Source organism: Flavipsychrobacter stenotrophus (genome assembly GCF_002954265.1).
In the GTDB taxonomy this organism is placed as follows: Bacteria; Bacteroidota; Bacteroidia; order Chitinophagales; family Chitinophagaceae; genus Flavipsychrobacter; species Flavipsychrobacter stenotrophus.
Window position 1 is genome coordinate 98,905 of sequence record NZ_PPSL01000001.1, and the last position, 18,638, is coordinate 117,542.

Here is an 18,638-nt window from a genome sequence, read left to right on the forward strand (position 1 = left end):
TGTGGCGTTTTCGCAATTATGAAATATAAAATCTCGAAACTAATTTTATAAGAATTAATTCGACAAACTATTTATAAACGAATAAAACCATCAAATAGTTTTTTGTCGCGAAGAAATAATATTCAATGTACCCACATCTTAATACTCACCGCTTATGAAAAAGATCTATCTATTAATCGTTTCCTGCTTGTGTTGTTTGGGATCAAGTGTATTTGCACAAACGACATTTACCACATTTACAGACAATTATAATCGAGGTACATTAAGCCCTGGGGGCACTCCTTCATCAACATATACAACTAGTGGGAGTGGTAACTTTAGCAGCTCTATGAGCGGCAGCACTATGTTACAACTTACTGTTACAGGTAACGCTTTTAGTGCCGCGAATGGCACGTCGGCCGCAACCGTACCTCTTTCAGGGTTTACTATTCCGTTTCGTAGTGCCCTTAACACAAATGCCGGCACTGTAACATGGACTTTTAATATGCGCACGGATGTAGCGTCATCAGGTTTCGCTAGTGGAAGTCAAATGCTAAGCGTTGTTCTAGCAGGTAATAATTCAGCTTTGGCTGGTTCTGGGAGTGGCTATGCTGTCGCATTCACTACCGGAGCAAATAAAGGTGTTCAACTGATTCGATATAACGGGGCAGGGCTACAAGGGGCAAATACTGTTTTGATTACGCCTGCCAGCAATATGATAACTAATGCAACAGATTACCTTAGTGTTAAGGTTACATATGTGCCTAGTACCAACACTTGGTCGTTATTCTTAAGGGATGATGGGACGGGAGCATTTACGGATCCTGCTACTGGTGCCTATACGCAAGTCGCTTCTTCAATAGTAGATGCAACCTATACTACCTCTTCCACTTCCCCTGCATTATCAGTTGCTGGTTTCATAGGTAATTATCGTGGTGCTGCCTTATTGGGGACCAGAAATGGTCTTATTGACAATTTCTCCGTGCTTGTAACGTGTAATGCTCCAACGGGTGTAACAGCAACGGCAAGTACAACAACGGCCTGCACGGGAAGTTCTTTTTCTTTAGCAGGTGCCGGAACAAGTGTTGCTACGTGGGCGTGGTCTGGCCCTTCTGGTTATAGTAGTGCAGTTCAGAATCCAACCCCTTTTTTTCCTGCATTAACAGCGGCGGGTACTTATTCTCTTATAGCAACTACTTCAGCTGGATGTCCGGCATTTGCGAATACCGGTGCAATTGGAGTAACCACAACTCCCACTATTAGTGTTACGTCTTCCTCCAATACCTATTGCGTAGGATCGCCTGCACTTACTTTAAGTGTAAGTGGTGCATCAGGCTATACCTGGACGCCTAATCCGGGCAACCTTACCTCTTATACCGCTGCTACGGTAATGGCAAATCCGACAGTCACAACAACCTACACGGTAGTAGGTGCCAATGCTAACTGCACACATCAGTTAACGAAAACTATAACAATCATTGGCACCGCACCGGTGTTTTCCGTTAGCCCGGCGTCCAGCTCTATTGGTTGTCCTGGTGCGGGGGTATCGGTAACAGCATCATCAGCATCTTCGCTTACTTACACATGGTCGCCGGCAACTGCATTGAGTGCTACTACAGGAACTACTATTACTGCATCACCAACATCCACCACCACTTATACCATTACAGGCACAGATGCAGGTGGCTGCGCAGATGTACGTACAAGTGCAATAAATATTCTCGCGGCAGTACCGTCTGCGCCATCTGCCTCCTCCATAACCACTACTTCAGTGCACCTTGCCTGGACTGCTGTTTCGGGTGCTACAGGCTATACTATGAAAGCATATACAAATGTTGGGCTAACTACTTTGGCTGCTTCAGCAACATCGGCTACCAATTCAGGCGATATCACCACACTGAGTCCGAATACAGCATATTGGATCATTATCGTGGCTGATATAGGATCCGGCTGCTACGCACCTAATAGCGCTTCGGTGCAGGTAACCACACCTGTGGGTTTGCCTTATTGGGAAAGCTTTGAAAGTATATCCAGTCAGAACGCAGTACCAACTGGCTGGCTGGCAACTACTAATGCAGGGTCTTTTACTCCTAAATACGCTGACAATAATACTTCCGGAGTTACTCCGTTTCATGGGAGCTGGGATTATATGTTTATTGGTAACGTTAATAGTAATACAAATGCCAACAACTGGCTTGTTTCACCCGGTATGCCAATGGTTGCAGGAACTACTTATAATGTCAGTTTTAATTATAATGTCCGTGCAGGGGCCAATCCGGCAACATGTTTGTTTCCAGGAAATGGTACAGCTTCTTTAACGGCATATTTGTCGGACAATGGAACCCTTCCAGGAACGGGGGCTTCAACAATGTCCGGCTCCCCTTCAACCCTCCTTTCCACCGGTTCTATTCAAAATACGGGATGGATAACGCCAACAACTATGACTTTTACTGCACCAAGTACAGGTACTTACTATTTGGGTATTAAGTATGTCGCTAATCAAACTTGCACAGTGTTTGGTTCAGCCAATATGTCTCCCGATGCAGCAATTGACAACATTAGGATCTGTAAGAATCCATCTGCTCCTACGGGTGTGTCCGCCACTCCAAATCCTATTTGTGCAACAAATGATCTAACGCTTTCAGCAACAACCGCTTCCGGTTACAATTATTATACATGGAGCGGACCTGCAAGTTTTTCATCTAGCTACACAGGTAGTACTGGCTCGGGTTTGGTGCCTTCTATAGGAACATCTGGTTCTGGCATATATACAATTACCGTTGGCAGCGACCCTTATTATACCTGTAGTTCTGCGGGTACTACTTCATCCGTAACTGTTATACCATTGCCGGTAGCCATTACGCCATCAGATACTGTAATTTGTGCCGGAGCTACTTATACATTGGGTGGTGGTAATCCCGCCAGTGGCACAGCATGGTCTAGTGCTCCATCAGGCAACGTTACTATTACCAGTGGGGGCGTTGTTACGGGTACAGCAGTTACGGGTATAGGTTCTCCTGTTACCATTACCTATAATACCGGCTGCGGTACACCAACTACGGCTACCGTTAAAACGGTTAATTCTTTAGGCGGTACCTACTCTGTTGGTGTCGGTCAGCAATTCCCAACTTTGTCCGATGCCGTAGCTATCTATAACTGTGCTACCTCGCTTACCGGTCCGGTAGTATTCCAGTTAACAGATGCCAGCTACCCTAATGAAGCCTATCCGATCACCATCAACAGCAATTCATCAGCTAGTAGCACCAACACACTAACCATTAAGCCCGCATCTGGTATGTCGCCAACGCTCAGTGCTAGCAGTGCAACAGCATTGTTTAATGTAAACGGTAAGTATATAATTTTTGACGGGTCAAACGCTCCTGTGGCTAATGCTGTTTGTCCATCGTCTACTTCAAGTCGTGATCTTACTATTTCCAATACTAATGCGGGAACTTCAAGTGCGGTTATATGGCTCGGAAGTGGTGCTAATAATGACACAGTACGTAATTGTATTATCAGTGGAAGTGGTGCTGCGCAAACGCTCGTGGGCATAGGCTCAGGTGGTGCTTCAATAGCAGTTAACAGTGTTGGCGCATCAAATAATAATAACGCTGTGGTGAATAATGCTGTATCAGCTGTTCAGAATGGTATCTATTCTATGGGGGCAAGTGCAGGCAGTAAAAACACAGGTACGGTCATTAATCAGAATACAGTAACAAATACCGGCAATAATGGTATAATGGTAGGGTTTGAAAGCGGCATCAATATCCGGGGTAATATAGTTACCGGCGTTACAAGCTCTACCGCCGGTCGTGATGTGGTGGGTATTAACATCGGCTTCGCTAACAACGGAGTAATTGCCGGCACTACATCTGTTATCGGCAATGAAGTGTCAGATGCTGTAATAGGTAATAATGTTGTTGGTAGCATTACTTCCACTGCTGCCGTTGGTACGCAATCTGCCGTTGGCATTGCTGTTGCGGGAACCACAACAGGTACCGCAAATACTATTGTAAATAATTCAGTGTATAAGCCCTTGAGTCTGTCTAATACTACAGATATTACAGCTGGCATATTCTTGTCGGGTATTACTTCGGGTATAGCCGATAAGGTATGGTATAATACTGTTGCCCTCTCAGGTACACCGGGTGGTGGTACTGGGCCAAGTTTTGCACTTGCAGTATCCGGAGTAGCGTCACCGATTGAGATCAAGAATAATATTCTCGTCAACGCTATGTGGAATAGTACGGCAAATTCGGCAAGAGCATTGGGCTTAGCTTATTCTTCTTATGGTAGTCTTTCTTCTAATTACAATGTACTTCGCGATAGTAGTGCCACAGCTGTGTTTGTATCGGTAGGGTCTTTAACAGCACCTACAACCACTTACGCATCAATAGCTGCATGGCAGACAGGCTCGGGTAGTACACAGGATATGAATTCGGTATTAGCCATACCAACATTTAACAGTCCTGCGGCTGCGGTGCCTGATCTTGGCCTTTCGTATGCTGCTTCAAATATCAGTATCAATAATGCCGGCACACCCATATCTTACACTTCCGATGCGAATTGCGCTACCCGTAATGCGTCCACGCCGGACATTGGTATCAATGAGTTCAACGGATCAGCACCGCCACCAACAATAGTTTATACAGCTATTGCGGCGTCTGGCAACTGCCCTACAGATAAGACAATAACGGCAACCATTGCTATTGGTGGTGGCGCACCAACAAGTCTTGACATTACTACTTATGCACCAAGAGTGTATTTTAGTAAAGATAATATTACCTGGTATTCTAATGCCGGTACATATGTGAGCGGCTCAACAGCAATTGGCGGTACAAGCACCTGGAACTTTACAATTACCGCTGCTACCATGGGGCTTGTTGGTAACGAAACCATTTATTATTATGTAGTTGCACAAGATCAGTCATCGCCGGCCGGTGTAGGTTCTTTACCAACCGGGGTTGTAGCGCCAAATGTAAGCGCTATTACTGCGGCACCTACACCTAATACTTATGTAACAACAGTATCTTCAGGTACTTACTATGTAGGCACAGGACAGGATTTCAGCACACTGCCGCTTGCCGTTGCTGCATATAATGGCAGCGCATGTATAAGTGGTCCTATTACTTACAAGCTAACCGATGCGTTGTACAATCTCTCATCAACGCCGGTAACTATCAACCTCAATGCGCTGGCAAGTGCTACAAATACATTGACCATTATGCCAAGTGCAGGTGTTTCTACAACCATTACCGCGTCAAGTACTACAGGAGTTGTAATGCTGGGTGCAGGTGCAAAGTATATTATCATTGATGGTTCCAACAGTCCTGTGACCAATTCAATATGTCCTTTAACCGCTTCTTCACGCAACCTTACTATCACCAATACCAACACCGGTACATCTAGTGCTGTGGTATGGATGGGAGCAGGTGCTAATAATAACACTGTTAAGAATTGCAAGATCACCGGTAACGCCTCTACCACCACATTAATAGGTATTGGTTCTGGTGGTGCCAGCATTGGAATAGCTAGTTTGGGTAGCAGTAATAATAATATAAGAATTGAAAATAACAGCATATCGTTAGTTCAGAACGGCATTTACTCTATGGGAGCAAGCACTGCCACAAGGAACACGGGTACTGTTATCAATCAGAATGTGATGACGGCTTCTACCGGCATTGGTAAAAATGGTATTCTTGTGGGGTTTGACAATGGTGTAACTGTTTCCGGCAATACAGTTTATAACCTGGTAAGTACACTGGGCGTCGATATTGTCGGCATTAATCTGGGTATGGGTAATGATGGGATCACTAATACAGCTACAGTGGCAAGTGAGGTGATCAATGCAACCGTAACCTATAATAAGGTAGATAATATCTCTACAACCGCTGCCTGGAGTGCAGTGGGTATAGCCGTTTGTGGTGCCTCAACGGGTACAACAACCATTGCCAACAATATGGTTAGTGGTGTTTGGAGCAAGGCTACTCCTTCTGATCTGTGGGCGGGTATTTTTATCGGAGGGGTTGCGGGTTCAACCACCAACGTTTACTACAATGCAATATACCTGGCTAATGCTACGACAGGCGGTTCCGTTCCCGGATATGGAATTGCGGTGACAGGTTCTAACCCAACGCTGAACATTAAAAATAACATCATTGTCAATAACAACGCATCAGGCTCAGCAAGAAGTGCAATGGGTTTTGCTTATGCTACTTATACAGGACTTACATCGTCTAGTAACGACTTGTATGCCGCCAGCGGCAATCTTGTTGGTTATGGTAGCTTACAGACTCCTACAGGCTACTACACTTCAATTACTGCCTGGAATGCGGCTTCAGGAAAAGATGCACCATTGGGTTATCCTGCAGTGTCGTTGCCAATTACAACACCAAGAGGTTCGGTAAACGTACTACCTGCGTTTACCTCTACTTCCGCGCCTGTTGATCTTACATTAAGCGCAAGTACAGCAAATTACCTGTTAAATAATACCGGTGTTTCTGTTTCGCCAACAGTAACTACCGACTTCGACTGTAACACCCGTGATGCAAGTTTCCCGGATATTGGCGTAAACGAGTTCACATCACCAGGATGCACAACTGCCGACGGAGGAGCGGTAGCTGTATCTGCACCGGGTTTCTGTGTTAGCGGATCGCCAACACTTACCTTGTCAACTACTACTACCGGCGGGGGGGCATACTATCAATGGCAGTCTTCTGCTACCGGTGTAGGTGGCTGGTCGGCAATAAGTGGTGCGACTAATACCACTTACAGTCCATTTGTAACTACTACTACTTATTATAGAGCGTTGGTTGCCTGCCTCAACACGTCTGCTACTGAGCAAACACAGGCGTCAGCAACTTCGGTTACTATTGCGGCACAACCAACTATCTCCGGCCTAGCCGTTGCGCCATCTTCTACAAGCATTTGTTCTGGAGCAAGCATCACTCTTACCGGGGCTACTTCCGGTGGATTTGGTACACCTACTTATACATGGTCGGGGCCGGGCCTTCCCTCAACTACCAGTGGCGCATCTACTTCATCTGTACTTACACCAACTGCTGTTGCAAATGTGTCCGGAACATTCAGTGTTATCGTGAATTTCAGCGGAGCTAACTGTATTACCAGTCCTCTAAGAGTTACTGCGTCTACCTATACGGTAGCCCCCCAGCCATCAGTAACCGCTCTTTCTTTGCTGCCCGCAAATACCAGTTTGTGCTCGGGTGCCGCAATAACATTGACGGCCACTGCCAGCGGTGGTGCAGGATCGCCTACATATACGTGGTCTGGCCCCGGCCTGGCAGGTGTTACAGGTAGCTCAGCAGTTTCGGCTGTTCTCAACCCAACCGTTGCGGCTACTGCCAGTGGCGAATTTAGTGTTACGCTTGCGTACTCAGGCACTGGCTGTAATACTACATCGGCATTCCTTACTTCCTCAGTATATACGGTTTCTCCTCAGCCATCTATTACTAGTGTCACACCTTCAGCTATAAGCACATGTGCAGGGGAGAGCATCACCATTGCCACCACATCAACCGGTGGCGTAGGTACAGGCACCTATACATGGAGTGGTGCGGCCATAACAACTACTACAGGTACGTCTGCTACTTCGCCGGTATTTTCGCCTACGCTTGCTGCGGCTAATGTGTATAGTGTATCTATTGGTTATGCAGGTACAGGTTGCGTAGCTGCGGTTACAACTACTACCATAACAACTCATTCCATTCCTGCCGCTTCCGTTAGTGCGGCTATGCCGAATATTTGTCAGCCTACACCATCTGCGTCAATTGGGCTGAGTAGTATTGTTGGCTCGCCTACAACATATAGTGTAACCTGGCTTGGCGCGGCACTCGCCGATGGCGGCTTTAGTAATATATCGGGCGCTGCTTTATCAGGCTCGTCTGTTACATTGATATATAACACTGGTGGTGGAGCAGGTTCCTTCGATGGATCACTTACTTTATCTAATGGATTTTGTACCAGTCCGGTTTATCCGGTTCATACCATTGTGCATGCTCAGCCGTTGATGACTATCGCGGCCGTCAACGTTCCATGTGTTGGTTATGCAGGTAGTATAGACTTTACTGGTGCAGATAGCGCCAGCGTAGCATATTCAGTTGATGGCGGCAGTACGTCCAATTTCATATTTAGTGGCACCACACATTCATTGAGTATCGGTGTTATGACTTCGGCACATAACTATTTAATTATTGATGCCCACAATGCTGTTTGCACAACTTTCTACAGCACGCCTATTACTATAACCCCTACGCCTATGGCATGGGTGGGTGGCACTGGCGGTGCAGGACATGAGTCTGAGTGGAATAGAATAACCAACTGGAGCTGTGGTTTTGTGCCAACCGTGGCAGATGATGTGCAGATATCTGCGGCTGTCTTTAATCCGGTAGTGCCAAGCGCCTTTACAGCAACCACAAGAAATCTTACAGTTAGCAGTGGCGGTGTATTGGTTATAGATGGATCAGGTAAAATAGAGGTAGACGGTTCTTATAATAACAGCGCACAGGTTCTTGGAGCTGGTAAAGTTGTATTGAATGGTGCTTCTGCCCAGACAATTACAGGTATTGGAACAACTAATAATCTGGAGTTGAATAACAGCACTGGCGCAACTATTAATACTGGCTCGCGTTTAGTGATCGGTAACACTATTACCATTACTTCTGGTACCTTGACAACTAATGATAGCCTGGAGCTCGCATCTACAGATACTAATGCCACTGCACGTATTGCAGAAATACCTTCATCAGGTGCTGCTATATCTGGCAAGGTGAAAGCAGGCCAATATGTTATGGGTGGCTACCGCAGGTTCCGTTTCTTCAGCCATCCATTCAGCGATACTATGTCACTTAGCCAGTTGCAGCCGTATATAGATATCACTGGTCCTGGTGGTACGGCCAATGGATTCAGGTATACCGCTTCAAATGCGCCTTCTACCTTCAGATTAGACCCCTATACAGAGAATTCGAGTATGGGTTATGACCCGGGTTGGAAGCCGTTTACAAAGATCAATGCAAGTGCTGCTGATTCAAATAAGGTGCATCCTGGTCAGGGTATCCGTATATTGTTCAGAGGCGCAAAGGGTGAAGGTTTAGGATATCTCGGTTACCTGGGTGGGTATACTGTATCGCCAACTACTTTCAAGATGATCGGTAATGTAAACCAGGGCGATGTGTCGATACCTCTGGCACAGGGTGCCACTGCTACTTTGCAAAGCTTTAATATGGTGGGTAATCCTTATGCATCACCTGTCGATATGGGTACGGTTATATGGAATGCAAGAGCCGCAGGACAGGTTATGGGTGGTGCGTTCTTCGTGTTCGACCCGGCAATGGGTGCGGGTGGTCAATTCGTATCAGTTAACCTTGGTGGTTCAGCAGTTCCATACTATGTGCAGGCTAATACTTGTATACAGGTAGAAGCAGATCATGATGGCGCGCATATTGATTTCTCAGAAGCCGACAAATCACCCAATACCTCTAACTATTTGTACAAAGCTCCTGTACAATACACCAATCTGAGTGTGTATGATGAGAAGTACCACATATGGGACATGCTGAAGCTGGACTTTAATGACAAGGCAACAGATGAGCATGACAGAATGTTGGATGCTTCTAAACCAATGGGAGTAGCAGATTTCAATTTCTACAGTCAATCAACCGATAACTTGAAGTTGGCAGTAGATAGCCGTCCGTTCTTAGCCGAGAAGGTGATACCTCTTGGTCTTACTAGCGGCTACCAGCAGAATTTTATCATCCGTGCAGACAACCTGGTTGTGCCTGCCGGTGGCAAACTGGTGCTTCATGATAAGTTGCTAGGAAAGTATGTTGACCTGAATCAGGGTACAGAATATGCATTTACAATAGGAAAGGACAAAACCACACAAGGAGACCGTTTCGAACTGGCTCTGAAATCAATTGCTCCTGTTCCTGTAAAACCACTTGCAGTAAGCATGACACCAAATCCAACTACCGATGATGTGAAGATCAACTTCACATCTGGCAAAAAAGAAAAGGTAACAGTAAGTGTTATGGATATCAGCGGTGTGAGTATTTACAGTAAAGACCTTGGTGAACAGCAGAATGGCACGATAAGTGTTCCGTTGAGCAGCTTCGCAGCAGGGATCTACATGGTAGAACTTACACAGGGTGAACAAAAGATAACACAGAGATTGGTTAAGGAATAATCGATCTGTGTTTATATAATTTAGGGCAGGGTACTCAAGGTATCCTGCCCTATTTTTATTTGGTGCGATCTTAAAATTGGTTATCCCAGGCTTATTTTACATTATAGCCAGATAACCAGCACTAAAAAGCAAAAGCCACCCAAAACAGGCGGCTTTAATAGTTTCAGAAACGGTCTTAGTGCTGTTTTCTTTTCATTTAATTAGCCATATTCAAATTCACCCTGTCCGCCAGCCAGCTATTAGCTACCGGTATCAACCATTTGTCAAGCAGCTCTCTTTTTGTCTCCACCAGGTTGTTGAATAATAGGGTAGAGCCGTCAATAAATCCTTTATCTATAGCATATTGCACCTGGCTCATTGGCAGCATATCTGCTTTTCCTTTCCTCAGGAAGGTCAACATCATACGGTCGAAGAAGTTGACATCATACTGGCGCTCCAGGCTTTTGATCACCCTTACAGAGCTGTCTGTGCTGCATCCGCTTACCGTCACGTCGCTTTCGTCGGCAATGATCACCACAAACTGACCGAAAAGTAATTTTGCCCATCCTTTCACCGGTGCACCATGCGCCTGCCATTGGCTGTAAAACTGGAAAAGTTGTTCATTTACCTCATTTGCTTCCTTTTCTATAAAAGCGCGACTACTCTGGTATACCCATACGCGTGAATTATCTGATAGTTCGGCCGGGATAAGATTAGTTAATTCCTGAATTTGCATGGGCGCAAAGTTACGGCAGAAATAAGCATATTAGATTCTACTTTGTATTGAAAACACCGGCTTTAACAATAGCGAAATCAATTATAATATCAACGAATATCTGCCACAATACAAAAAATACTCGTTATTTACTAAAAAAATCGGTAACTTCGCACACTTTTAAAACATCTTTTCTTTCTTATGAAGTTGTCGCAATTTAAGTTCGAATTACCGTTAAATCTCATAGCACAACATCCCGCTAAAAAACGTGAAGAAAGCCGCCTTATGGTGGTAGACCGCGCTACCGGCAAAATAGAACATAAAGTATTTAAAGATGTCCTCGGCTATTTTCATGACAAGGACGTAATGGTAGTGAATAACACTAAGGTATTCCCTGCCCGTCTTTATGGCCGTAAGGAAAAAACTGGTGCTAAGATCGAAGTTTTCCTTTTGCGTGAATTGAACAAGCCAAACCACCTTTGGGATGTGATCGTTGATCCTGCCCGTAAGATACGTGTGGGTAATAAATTATACTTTGGTGATAACGATGAACTGGTAGCAGAAGTAATAGACAATACTACTTCTCGTGGCCGTACTATTCGTTTCTTATTTGATGGTACCGATCAGGAGTTCCGCAACATGCTGGATATACTTGGCGAAACACCATTGCCTAAGTACATCAAGCGCAAGCCGGAAGAAGAAGATAAAGAGCGTTACCAGACAGTTTATGCTAAGTACGAAGGTGCTGTAGCTGCACCAACTGCCGGTATGCACTTCAGCCGCGAGCTCATAAAGCGCCTGGAAATTGTCGGTGTTAAGTTTGCTGAGGCTACTTTGCACACCGGCCTGGGTACTTTCCGTCCTATTGAAGTAGAAGATCTGTCTAAGCACAAGATGGACGCTGAATACTTTAAGGTAGACGAGTACGCAGCTAACATTGTAAACAAAGCGAAGATAGAAAAGCGCCACGTTTGCTCTGTAGGTACAACTACCATGCGTGCATTGGAAAGTTCAGTTACAGCGCAAGGTTTGCTGAAGCCGGAAGAAGGTTGGACGAACTTGTTCATACATCCTCCTTACGAATTCTCAATTGCAGATTCTTTGATCACTAACTTCCACCTGCCTAAGACCAGCCTGATGATCATGGCCTGCGCTTTTGCCGGCTTTGATCTGATGATGCATACTTACGAAACAGCTATCAAGGAAAAATATCGCTTCTTCAGCTATGGAGATGCTATGTTGATCATCTAGTAGATAGTAGATAGTTCCGATGGAATTGAAATAATAGTTTATATATATTATTGAACAGCGTGCCAATTGGTGCGCTGTTTTGCTTTTAATTAATCGCCTGTTGTCGGTCTCTGACCGACGATCATTTGGACGTATTCGTTTTGTGCACTTTTAGTTGATGGTTAACGATGTCAGGGGGGGCAAGCGTCTCGCTTGTGTAATGAAGATGAGCATCTTAAGTCCATGCATAGGTTATTAAACCACTACTCCTTAATTTTACCCCGTCATGAAGATATTTCTCGCACAGCAAAACTACCATATAGGCAATTTCGAGGCCAATACAGATAAGATCATTGCAGCTATTGAGGAAGCAAAACAAAATGGGGGAGACCTTATTGTTTTCTCCGAGTTGTCTATATGCGGTTATCCGCCCAGAGATTTTTTGGAGTTCAATGACTTTATTGAGGCTGGCCTGGCATCGGTAGAGCGTATCCGCCAGGTGGCTGATACTATTGGCGTGCTGGTAGGCTGCCCGTCAAGGAATGACAAACCGCAAGGGAAGAATCTATTCAATAGCGCTTTCATGCTGTATGAGAATGAGATAAAGGGTGTGGTCAACAAAACGTTGCTCCCGAACTACGATATATTTGACGAGTACCGCTACTTCGAACCCGCATACAACTGGAACGTGCTCGAGTTCAAAGGTAAAAAGCTGGCTGTGACCATTTGCGAAGATATCTGGAACCTTACTGAAGATCCATTATATCGCACCTGCCCTATGGACGAGTTGATCAAGCAGCAGCCCGACATCATGATCAATCTGAGCGCATCACCGTTCGACTATGTACATGCCGATAGCCGCAAGGGCACTGTAAAGCAGAATGTGATGCAGTACAACCTGCCAATGGTATATTGTAACACCGTTGGTGCGCATACCGATATAGTCTTTGATGGAGGTTCACTGGCAATGGACGTAGATGGCAACATCATAGCCGAGCTTCCATATTTCACAGAAGCGATGCAGGCGGTTACTTTCAACGATGATGGTAGGTTATCCGGAGAACTGATTTGTACAGCCGACAAAGTACCTTCTATCCAGACCATGCCCCAAACGCTGGAGCCATTAAAGAGTATTGATAAAATACACCAGGCACTGCTTACAGGTATCCGGGACTATTTCCGCAAGATGGGCTTTAAGAAGGCAATCGTGGCCTCTTCAGGTGGCATAGATAGCGCTGTGGTACTGGCATTAGCCAGCGAAGCTCTAGGAGCCGAAAACGTCAATGCATTGTTGTTGCCTTCACAATTCTCCACTGGTCACTCGGTTGATGATGCGGTACATCTGTCGCAGAATCTCGGCGGCCATTACGACATTATTCCTATAAAAGATGTATTTGAAGCCTATGAAAAGGCATTGAGTCCGGTGTTTAAAGATCTTCCTTTCAGTGTTGCTGAGGAAAATCTGCAATCGCGCATAAGAGGCGCAATGGTCATGGCTTTATCCAATAAGTTCGGCACTATTTTGCTCAATACATCCAATAAAAGCGAATTGGCCACCGGCTATGGTACGCTCTATGGTGATATGGCCGGTGGATTGGGCGTATTGGGTGATCTGTATAAAGAACAGGTATATGCACTGGCACGGCACATCAACAGAAACAAAGAGATCATACCGCAAAATATAATAGACAAAGCGCCGAGTGCAGAACTTCGCCCCGGTCAGAAGGACAGCGATAGCCTGCCTGACTATTCTATACTTGATCCTATATTGTATCTCTATGTAGAGCAGCGCAGAGGCCCGAAGGAGATCATAGCAGCAGGCTTTGATGAGGCATTGGTAAGGCGCATAACCAAACTGGTAAATACTAATGAGTACAAGCGAAACCAGTTCTGCCCTATAATCAGGGTTTCTCCAAAGTCATTTGGTATCGGTAGAAGAATGCCTATTGAGGGTAGATATTTGTCATAGAATTGTCTGTTTGAATTGTGTTTTATGATTAACTTTAATCATTAGCTCATTTCAAATTACTTATATGAACATTCTGGTAAGCAAGAAAGCAATAATGATCACCGTTGTGTGTGCCGCTATGGTATTTGCGCAAACATTCGCGCAGAAAGAACAACACAAGGAAGAGAAACCCCAAAACCTGAAGGTTTTGCCTAAGGATATTTCAGAGGAAGATCTGCACACCTAATGCGCAATTATTCGCGCGCATTAGGTGTGCGCTGCAATTATTGCCATGAAGGCCAGAAAATAGAAGGTCAGGAAAGAATGAAATGGGATTTCGCATCAGACAAAAAGGAAGATAAAGAAGTAGCCCGGGAAATGATAAAGATGACAGCGGCACTAAATAAAAACTTCATTAGTAAGATAGGCGATGGTAGTCTCCGCCAGGTAACTTGTGTTACTTGCCATAATGGTAACGCGCACCCCATAAATAGCGTTGATTCATTGAAGAAAGACGCAGAGCCATCAAAGCACTAATATTTTATAATACATTAAACAAATATTCGGCAGGGAAATCACCTTATTAGCCTAATTTTGCACCCTTATGGGTTTCAAAAGCCTTTTATTATTAGCTGCTGTTATAGTGCTCGGTTTGGTCGGCTGTAAAGTTTATAGCCTTTCCGGTGCTACTATAGAGGGCAAGAACATTAATATCCGCCTGTTGCAGAACAAGGCGCAGAATGTAGTGCCGAGCCTTGCCGCCACACTTACCGACAAGCTACGAAGCCGTATCTTGTCGCAAACAGGGCTTAGTCCTGTATCTAGAGACGATGCTGATTATGATCTTAGTGGGGATATTATTGGTTACACCGTTACGGTAACAGGTGCGCAAAATGTGCAGACCGCTACCAAAAACAGGTTGACGGTATCGATTAAAATGGTGTTTAAGAATCGTAAGAACGAAAAGGTAGGCTTCACGCAGACTTTCACCCGTTTTTCCGATTTCGATGCCACGCAGACATTGCAAAATGTGGAAACAGCACTGATAGAGGACATCGGCAACCAGCTTGCCGATGATATTTTTAATAAAGCATTTGTAAACTGGTAGGATCATGACAGACAAGAATGCCATTAAAATAATTTCCGGTTTATTGCAACAAGCGCCAGCGGCCCACAGTAAGGCAGCAGGCGATGTGGATGCTATTATAAAGAAATATCCCTACTTCATACCTGCCCGATATATTAAGGCCGAACAGTCCCATAGCAAAAAGGCCTTTTCGTCTGAAATGCTTACTGACACTTACCCATACAGGGGCAACTGGCTAATGTTTCTGGATCATATACAAGGGATAAAGAAGCCTGTGGTAGCTGCTACTGTAGACCTTGTGGAAGAGATATCAGTAGTGGATGATCAGGTGCCGGCTGAGGAAATTGATGTGTTGGTTGATGATTCAGTAAGTCCCATTCTGCTCATGGAGCGCGATGAAGAAATTTTGCTGGTTGAGGAGCAGATCCCAGCAGAGGTGATAGAGGAAGTAGTTCCCGTAGTTGTGGAAACGGTTGTCATAGAGGAAGTGGTGGTTGCTGAAAATGATGAGGACCTTCTGAAAGAAGACGAAATTGAAGAAGTGATCACAGTAACCGACGAGGATATGCAGCCCCTTACCGTTGCTGAGATGAAGGAAGAAGACATCTTCACTCCTATGCAGAGCGAAGATTATTTCATGCAGCAGGGCATCAAAATATCGAGGGATATGCCCGATAATATAGATGAACTGGCAGTAAATAATGAGCAGGATACGCGAGATAAGTCACTGATGGTGATGATGAGTTTCACGGAATGGTTACTCCATTTTAAGACCACCGCCGAAAAAAAGAATTCAGAACTGGAAGATCAGAAGGCAGTACGGACCATGTGGCAGAAAGAAAAGTTATCGGCGGCATTGGAAGAAGAGAATGACGAGATCCCGGAGAATGTTTTCGAGATGGCCGTTAATTCTATCGCCCGCGAAGAAGGTCTTGCAAGTGAATCATTGGCAGATATTTACATGAAACAGGGTAAGTATGACCAGGCAATTGAAATGTATAAAAAATTAAGTTTGCGCAATCCGCAAAAAAATGCTTACTTTGCCCGCAAAATAGAAGAAATTTTAAAAGAAAAAAGATCATGATATTTCTAATTACAACTGTTATTGTTATTGCTTGTGCTGTGCTGGGCTTTTTCATATTGATCCAGAACCCTAAGGGTGGTGGATTGTCTGGTACTTTCGGTAATGTGAGTTCACAGGTTATGGGCGTTAAGCAGTCTGGTGATATCATGGAAAAAGGTACTTGGGTATTGATGAGCGTTATCGCTGGTCTGTGCATCATCTCTGTTATGTTCATGCAGCGACCTGCAGGTTCTGAAGAAGGCAATTCTGCTAAATCAGCAAAATCTGCTCCGGCAAAACCAGCTCCTGCTAAAAAATAATACTAGTCTGTTTTAATAGATATTATCAGGTTGCTGTTCCTTCAGCAGCCTGATTTTTTTTGTTTCATAGTTACGTTATTATTCATTTGGCCAGCATTATAAATCGAACAATACTAACAAGCCCTGAAGGGGCGATATAAATAGCGAGGGGTTTCAACCCCTCGTAGAGAAAAACAACAAAACGTTAGCCCTGAAAGGGCGACATAACTTATAAGCAACCTAATTGCTGGTACGTTTCTAAGAAACATTAACAACACACAAACACTCCATACAATGACCCTTTTCTTACAGACAAGACTTGCCGTTGCATCTGCTCTGAAAATCCTTTACCCCGATGCGGAGATAAAGGATTCCATGATATCCGTTAATCTGACCAAGCCTGAATTTACAGGCGATTATACCGTAGTGCTGTTTCCTTTTGTAAAGCTCCTGCGCATGAAGCCCGATGCATTGGGTGTGCAGTTGGGCGACTACCTCGTGGCTAATACCGATCTGTTCTCTTCATACGCCATAGTGAGCGGCTTCCTCAACATGGCCGTAAAAGACAACGTGTGGGGCTCATTCCTGCTCAATAATTTCGCCAATGCACACTATGGTGAGCAGGCTAAAAGGGATAACAGGGTAATGGTGGAATATTCATCGCCCAATACAAATAAGCCATTGCACTTCGGGCATATGCGTAACATATTCCTTGGTGCAGCTGTGTCTCAGATATTAAAGGCCGCAGGCAATGAAGTGGTAAAAGCCAATCTCATTAACGACAGGGGTATACATATCTGTAAGAGTATGATCGCATGGGAGAAGTTGGGCAATAATGCCACTCCCGAATCTGCAGGCATGAAGGGAGACCATCTGGTGGGTTACTACTATGTAAAGTTCAATGACTTGTTTAAGGCCCAGGTAGCAGAGCTGATAGCTGCCGGTAAAGATGAAAAAGCAGCGGAGAAAGAAGCTCCGATAATGATAGAAGCACAGGAAATGCTCCGCAAGTGGGAAGCCGGTGATCCTGCAGTTTATGGCCTATGGCAAACAATGAATGGCTGGGTATATGAAGGTTTTGATGTAAGCTACAAGAAAATGGGCATCACCTTCGATAAAACCTACCACGAAAGCGAGACTTATTTGTTAGGTAAAGAACTCGTGCAGTCTGGCCTGGAGAAGGGCGTACTCTTCAAAAAGGATGACGGTTCAGTATGGATAGACCTTAAAGACGAAGGACTGGATGAAAAGCTGCTGCTTCGTGGCGATGGCACCTCGGTATACATAACTCAGGATCTGGGTACAGCTAAGCTTAAGTATGACGATTTTAAACTCAATCAGTCGCTTTATGTGATTGCCGATGAGCAGAACTATCACATGCAGGTACTGAAGCTCATTTTAAAGAAAATGGGCGAGCCTTGCGGTGATGGTATCCATCACCTGTCTTATGGCATGGTAGAACTGCCATCGGGCCGTATGAAGAGCAGAGAGGGCACTGTGGTAGATGCAGATGATATGGTAGAAGAGATGATCTCCCTTTCCAGAGAGCAGGCCGAACAGAATGGCAAGACCGCAGGATTTACAGAAGAAGAACTGGGCAAACTATATGATACTGTGGGATTAGGTGCACTTAAGTTCTACCTGCTAAGGGTAGACCCTAAGAAGAAGATGATCTTCGACCCAAAAGAGTCGATAGATCTGCATGGCTTTACCGCTACTTTCATACAGTACGCCCACACGCGTATCTGCTCTATCCTCAGGAAAGAGAATGTACCGCTGATGCCATCAGTAAGCCATTTTCAGGCATTTAAACTGACTGAGGAAATAGCGCCGCTGGAGAAAGCAATGATCCTGCATTTGGAGCAATACCCCACGGTATTGGCTGCTGCAGCCGATGAATACAATCCATCGGAGCTATGTATCTATGCTTTCCAGCTGGCCCAGACCTTCAACTCATTCTACGATGTGCACAGCATATCGAAAGCCGAAAGCGAAGAAAAGAAACAACTGAGACTGATGATAGTAGTAATGGCCGCATCCATTCTCCGCCACTCTATGAACCTACTGGGAATAGCATTGCCTGAGAAAATGTAGTGTCTAAGTATTTCATTACACACTCTCCTCCTTTTGAAGGAGG

10 protein-coding genes are annotated in these 18,638 nt (G+C 44.9%); 9 read left to right on the forward strand and 1 reads right to left on the reverse strand.

Annotated features, from left to right (window positions below):
* Positions 1 to 154 precede the first annotated feature (154 nt).
* A complete protein-coding gene (locus CJD36_RS00470) occupies positions 155 to 10,180 on the forward strand; it encodes a T9SS type A sorting domain-containing protein (protein WP_133162433.1) in 10,026 nt (3,341 codons plus the stop codon).
* A gap of 196 nt (positions 10,181 to 10,376) precedes the next feature.
* On the opposite strand, the gene CJD36_RS00475 is transcribed toward CJD36_RS00470, so the two are convergent.
* Positions 10,377 to 10,895: an acyl carrier protein gene (locus tag CJD36_RS00475; RefSeq protein WP_105037152.1), complete on the reverse strand. Its 519-nt coding sequence runs from the start codon at positions 10,893 to 10,895 to the stop codon at positions 10,377 to 10,379.
* Positions 10,896 to 11,075: 180 nt separating this feature from the next.
* Here CJD36_RS00475 and queA point away from each other — a divergent pair, with 180 nt between their 5' ends.
* The 8 genes from queA (at position 11,076) to argS (ending at position 18,595) form a co-directional block, all read left to right on the forward strand.
* Positions 11,076 to 12,125 carry a tRNA preQ1(34) S-adenosylmethionine ribosyltransferase-isomerase QueA gene (gene queA, locus CJD36_RS00480; RefSeq protein WP_105037153.1) on the forward strand — a complete coding sequence of 350 codons (1,050 nt, stop codon included), beginning with the start codon at positions 11,076 to 11,078 and terminating at the stop codon, positions 12,123 to 12,125.
* Positions 12,126 to 12,390: 265 nt separating this feature from the next.
* Positions 12,391 to 14,073 carry an NAD+ synthase gene (locus tag CJD36_RS00485; RefSeq protein ID WP_105037154.1) on the forward strand — a complete coding sequence of 561 codons (1,683 nt, stop codon included), beginning with the start codon at positions 12,391 to 12,393 and terminating at the stop codon, positions 14,071 to 14,073.
* 64 nt (positions 14,074 to 14,137) lie between these two features.
* Entirely contained in the window at positions 14,138 to 14,299 is a 162-nt protein-coding gene (locus CJD36_RS23110) for a hypothetical protein (protein WP_161499159.1), read from the forward strand.
* Positions 14,299 to 14,589, forward strand: a complete 291-nt coding sequence (locus tag CJD36_RS00490; protein ID WP_105037155.1) for a c-type cytochrome — start codon at positions 14,299 to 14,301, stop codon at positions 14,587 to 14,589. The genes CJD36_RS23110 and CJD36_RS00490 overlap by 1 nt, the downstream gene beginning before the upstream one ends.
* Before the next feature lie 67 nt (positions 14,590 to 14,656).
* A complete protein-coding gene (gene lptE, locus CJD36_RS00495; protein ID WP_105037156.1) occupies positions 14,657 to 15,160 on the forward strand; it encodes an LPS assembly lipoprotein LptE in 504 nt (167 codons plus the stop codon).
* A gap of 4 nt (positions 15,161 to 15,164) precedes the next feature.
* Positions 15,165 to 16,223 (forward strand): tetratricopeptide repeat protein, encoded by a 1,059-nt coding sequence (locus tag CJD36_RS00500; RefSeq protein WP_105037157.1) that lies wholly within the window; start codon positions 15,165 to 15,167, stop codon positions 16,221 to 16,223.
* On the forward strand, positions 16,220 to 16,522 hold the full coding sequence (gene secG, locus CJD36_RS00505) for a preprotein translocase subunit SecG (RefSeq protein WP_105037158.1): 303 nt from the start codon (positions 16,220 to 16,222) through the stop codon (positions 16,520 to 16,522). Before CJD36_RS00500 ends, secG begins: the two co-directional genes overlap by 4 nt.
* Before the next feature lie 273 nt (positions 16,523 to 16,795).
* Positions 16,796 to 18,595 (forward strand): arginine--tRNA ligase, encoded by a 1,800-nt coding sequence (gene argS, locus CJD36_RS00510; RefSeq protein WP_105037159.1) that lies wholly within the window; start codon positions 16,796 to 16,798, stop codon positions 18,593 to 18,595.
* Positions 18,596 to 18,638: the final 43 nt, after the last annotated feature.